This window comes from Streptomyces sp. LS1784 (assembly GCF_020103755.1).
Lineage (GTDB): Bacteria > Actinomycetota > Actinomycetes > Streptomycetales > Streptomycetaceae > Kitasatospora.
This window is the reverse complement of sequence record NZ_JAHSQD010000604.1, coordinates 1-4,762: the sequence shown is the minus strand read 5'-3', so window position 1 is coordinate 4,762 and position 4,762 is coordinate 1. Positions and strand designations below refer to the sequence as shown.

The 4,762-nt window shown below is 72.2% G+C and carries 4 protein-coding genes; all 4 read right to left on the bottom strand.

Annotated features, from left to right (window positions below; genetic code table 11):
* Positions 1-189, bottom strand: a 189-nt coding sequence (locus KS423_RS38755; protein WP_224284427.1) for a hypothetical protein, incomplete at its 3' end; no start/stop codon positions are given.
* A 492-nt stretch (positions 190-681) separates the two neighbouring features.
* Positions 682-1,422 carry a transglycosylase SLT domain-containing protein gene (locus tag KS423_RS38750; RefSeq protein ID WP_224284426.1) on the bottom strand — a complete coding sequence of 247 codons (741 nt, stop codon included), beginning with the start codon at positions 1,420-1,422 and terminating at the stop codon, positions 682-684.
* A gap of 451 nt (positions 1,423-1,873) precedes the next feature.
* Positions 1,874-3,208: a PhoH family protein gene (locus tag KS423_RS38745; RefSeq protein ID WP_224284425.1), complete on the bottom strand. Its 1,335-nt coding sequence runs from the start codon at positions 3,206-3,208 to the stop codon at positions 1,874-1,876.
* 237 nt (positions 3,209-3,445) lie between these two features.
* Complete coding sequence (locus KS423_RS38740) at positions 3,446-4,240, bottom strand: isoprenyl transferase (RefSeq protein WP_308020298.1); 795 nt, start codon at positions 4,238-4,240, stop codon at positions 3,446-3,448.
* Positions 4,241-4,762 lie beyond the last annotated feature (522 nt).

Sequence of the window (4,762 nt, the reverse complement as noted above, 5' to 3'; positions counted from 1 at the left end):
CTCGTCGAGCGCCGGGACACCCCCGTCCACAAGCGCCGGCACGTGCCCGACGGCCGGCGCCGGGAGGGCCGGCTCGTCGGGGTCGGCCGCCATCGCGGCACGCCGGCGCCGTTCGATCACGGCGGCCGCGCTCGCCACCACGGCCATGCCCTTGGCCACGGCCTTGAAGGCCTTTCCGCCCCGCGCCATCCTCGCTACCACCGCTCCCCTGCCGAACCCGCCGTGCCCGGCGGTACGCCGCGGGTCCTGCCGCGGCCGTCAGGGATGACGCTACCCGGCGAGGGCTCGGCCAGTCCGACCGCCGGTCCGTTCGACTCGAACCTCCCATCCCGATGAACCGGACAAAACGCCAGGTTCCATCTGGTTTCGGACATGCTTCGCTGGGGAGGAGTCGGGACGAGACCCCGGAGCCGAACCGCCGAGGTCGCCCCACGGCCAACTGCCGGCGGACCGGCCGGTACGGGGAGCAACCAGGACCCCTTCCCGCGCCCCGCGTCCGCAACCGGGACCGCACCGCCTGAGGGCGCACTGGTCAGCGCAGCCCGGGCGGCGCGGTCCGCCGCCTCGTCCCGGGCCGGAGAACGCCCGGGCCAAAGAACGTCACGGCCCCCGGCTGCGCGTCCTGGACGGACGAGCGGCCGGGGGCCGTGCGGAACCGCGCCGCCGAGGCGGCAGCCGTTCCTAGTACCAGTTGTGGGACTGCCAGAACGACCACGCGCCACAGGGGCTGCCGTAGCGGCTGTTCATGTAGCTGACGCCCCACTTGATCTGGGTGGCCGGGTTGGTGCGCCAGTCGGCACCGGCCGAGGCCATCTTGGTGCCGGGCAGCGCCTGGACCAGACCGTACGCGCCGGAGCTCTTGTTGGTCGCGGTGTAGTCCCAGCCGCTCTCGCGCTTCACGATCTGGCTGAAGCACTGGAACTGCGCGTCGTTGCCGACGATCTGCCGGGCCAGGTCCTGGACCGAGCCGGGGCTGACCGAGACGGGCGGCGCGCTGTCCTCGACCGCGGTCATCGCCGAGCGGGCCTTGGAGCGGTTGGCGGCGGCGTCGGCGGCCTTGCGCGCGTCGTCGGCGGCCTTGGCCGCCTTGTCCGCGTCGGCCTTCGCCTGGGCGTCGGCCTTCGCCTGGGCGTCCGCGGCGGCCTTCTGGCGCGCGGCCTCCTCGGCGGCCTTCTGCTCCGCGGCAGCCTTGGCGGCGGCGTCGGCGGAGGCCTGCTGGGCGGATGCCTGCTGGCCGATGTTGTCACTGATGGTCTGCGCCTGGGCGCCAGAGGGGACTTCGGCAAGCAGGGTCGCGCCGGCGACGTCGACCGTCTGCGTCGTCTTGCCCTCGCTGCCCGAGGCCATGCCCACGACGGCACCGACAGCGGTGACGGCGGTGGCGGAGGCCACAGCAACTCCCCGGACCGAGATCCGAGTCACATGGATTCCTTCCAGCATCGCCCACGTGTGACCGTACGGGCGCAACATGCCCCTTGACACGGACCTCCGCACGGTGCTCTGGTCACGGGAGGTGCTGGCCCGGCGTCCGGCCGAGGTGAGGCGACCGGGCGTTGGAATCGGGCGGCGTACAGCTCAACGGTCTTCAATTGTGTGTCCACCGACCGGAGTTGGTGGACCTTCCGGGGCCTGACTCCCGGAGTCCGGGAGCCCTGCCGCGCCGTACGCGGGGCCTGACAGAACCCTCACCATGCCGCACCGGGCACTGCCGACGCAATTCCCGCCCGCGTGGCGCATGTCACATTCACCGCACGGCAGTTCCCTGGACGGAAAGCACTCGATGTGATGAACCGGATGGAGCCCGCTCCGTCAGGAGCGGGCTCCAGGCCACCAGTTGACCGTATTGTCCGACTATGCCCCTATCTGGGGCGGATCACGGGTGGATGTCCTCCAGCATCTCCGTGACCAGCGCCGCGATCGGCGAACGCTCCGAGCGGGTGAGCGTGATGTGGGCGAAGAGCGGATGGCCCTTCAACTTCTCCACCACCGCCACCACACCGTCGTAGCGGCCCACCCGGAGGTTGTCCCGCTGCGCCACGTCGTGGGTGAGCACCACCCGCGAACCCTGGCCGATCCGGGACAGCACCGTCAGCAGGACGTTCCGCTCCAGCGACTGCGCCTCGTCCACGATCACGAACGCGTCGTGCAGCGAGCGCCCCCGGATGTGGGTCAGCGGCAGCACCTCCAGCATCCCGCGGGAGATGACCTCCTCGATCACGTCCGGGGTGGTGACGGCGGAGAGGGTGTCGAAGACCGCCTGCGCCCAGGGGCCCATCTTCTCCGCCTCGGTGCCGGGCAGGTAGCCCAGCTCCTGCCCGCCGACCGCGTACAGCGGCCGGAAGACCATCACCTTGCGGTGCTGCCCCCGCTCCAGCACCGCTTCCAGCCCCGCGCACAGCGCCAGCGCCGACTTCCCGGTGCCGGCCCGACCGCCCATCGAGACGATGCCGATCTCCGGGTCGAGCAGCAGGTCCAGCGCCACCCGCTGCTCGGCGCTGCGCCCGCGCAGCCCGAACGCCTCGCGCTCGCCGCGCACCAGCCGCACCCGGCCGTCGCCGGTGACCCGGCCGAGCGCCCGGCCGCGCTCCGAGGTGAGCACCAGTCCGGTGTGGACGGGCAGTTCGGTGGCCCCGTCGACGTCCACCCCGGCCTCGTGGCCGGCCGAGAACAGCGCGTCCACCTGGTCGGCCGGGACGTGCAGCTCGGACATGCCCGTCCAGCCCGAGGTGATCGCGAGCTCGGCCCGGTACTCCTCGGCGAGCAGGCCCACCGAGCTGGCCTTGATCCGCAGCGGCAGGTCCTTGGACACGACGGTGACGTCGTAGCCCTCGGCCTGGAGGTTGCGGGCGACCGCGAGGATCCGGGTGTCCGCCTCACCGCCGCCGGCCCGGTAGCCGACCGGCAGTATCGACACGTCGGAGTGGTTGAGCTCGACCCGGATGGTGCCGCCGAGCTCGCCGACCGGGATCGGCTCGTCGAGCCGGCCGTGGCGGATGCGGTAGTCGTCGAGCAGCCGCAGCGCCTGGCGGGCGAAGTAGCCCAGCTCCGGGTGGTGCCGCTTGTCCTCCAACTCGGTGACGACCACCACCGGGAGGACGACCTCGTGCTCCTCGAAGCGGGTCATGGCGAGCGGGTCCGCCAGGAGCACGCTGGTGTCGAGAACGTACGTGCGCCGGTCTGGTGTCCGGCGGCTCTTGGAACTGACCACTAGGCCTCCAGAGCGGATGACCCTGCGTCATCCGCGGCAAGCCGGCCCCCGCTGCCCCTGTGGCCTCGGGGCCGGACTGACTGGAGTATTCCCAGGCGGGGAACGGTGCATTCGCGTGCCCGGCGAACTGACGGATCATTGCCGGTGAACGTTTGGCCTCGCGCAGGCGCCGGGTAGGCCAGGCCTACGGCGGTCATTTCCTCCGGGCGGCCGGGGCCGGGGGCCGCCGGCCCGGAGCTACAGTCCCATCCGCCGGTGGCGCTGCTCGTACGCGCGCAGCGCGCGCAGGAAGTCGACCTTGCGGAAGGCCGGCCAGTACGCCTCGCAGAAGTAGAACTCGCTGTGCGCGCTCTGCCAGAGCAGGAAGCCGGACAGCCGCTGCTCGCCCGAGGTGCGGATGATCAGGTCGGGGTCGGGCTGGTTGCGGGTGTACAGGTGCTCGGAGATGTGCTCGACGGTCAGGATCTCGGCCAGTTCCTCGATCGAGGTGCCGCGGCCGGCCTGCTCCTGGAGCAGCGAGCGGACGGCGTCGGCGATCTCGTGCCGGCCGCCGTAGCCGACCGCGACGTTGACCGTGATGCCGTCGATCTCGGCGGTCTGGTCGGCGGCCCGCTTGAGCACGTCGGCGGTGTGCTGCGGCAGCAGGTCCAGCGCCCCGACCGGGTTGACCCGCCAGCGGCGTGCGGCGGCCAGGCCGGTGACGGCGTCCTCGATGATGCCGAGCAGCGGGACGAGCTCGTCGGCCGGGCGGTCCAGGTTGTCGGTGGAGAGCATCCAGAGGGTGACGACCTTGACGTGGGTCTCGTCGCACCAGCCGAGGAACTCGCTGATCTTGTCGGCGCCGCGCTGGTGGCCGTACGCGGTGGAGCCGCCGGCCGCCTTGGCCCAGCGGCGGTTGCCGTCCAGGATCACGCCGATGTGGCGCGGGGTGCTCGCGAGGTGGACCTCGACCCGCCGGCCGTAGAGCCCGTACATCCCGCTGAGCAGGGTGCGAAGCCCCGGCGTCCGTTCGGCGACATCGCGCAGACCCATGTTTCCCGGCCCCTCCGTGCTCGTTGCAACTGGTGCGTCACCGCCCCCGGCGCAGCCTACTCCGGCACGCAGGTGCACGGTAAAGCCGCAGGTAGCGGTCTGGTCACGGTCCTGTACGAAGTCTGTCGCGACCGGCGTGTCGGGGGCCCTCCGGGCGGGCGGCGGGGTCGTTCCGGGCCCCCGGGGCGGGGACACGGAACGGTCTCCGAATCCTTAACGGAACCGTAAGCCGTTCTTCCGGTGCTTGACGGCCAGCAATGGTCTAGTCCAGCTTTTGATCCGGGACGGAACGATCCTCCTCCTCCGCCCCGCAGGCTCACTTCGGACCTCCCCTCCCCCACACGCGGCCGCCGCGCCCCCCACCGCGGCGGCCGCTCCTCCCCCAGGAGCGTCACCCCATGGCCCGTACGCTGAACCAGCCTTCGCACAAGCGCCGGCGCAGCCCCCTCCCGGCCGTCGCGGCCGGTGCCACCGCCCTCGCCCTGGCCGGCGGCGGCCTCGCCCTCTTCGCCGGCGGCGCCA

Coding starts and splice junctions, on each gene's coding strand:
- KS423_RS38740 (WP_308020298.1), bottom strand. CDS start 4,240: ATGGGTCTGCGCGATGTCGCCGAACGGACGCCGGGGCTTCGCACCCTG.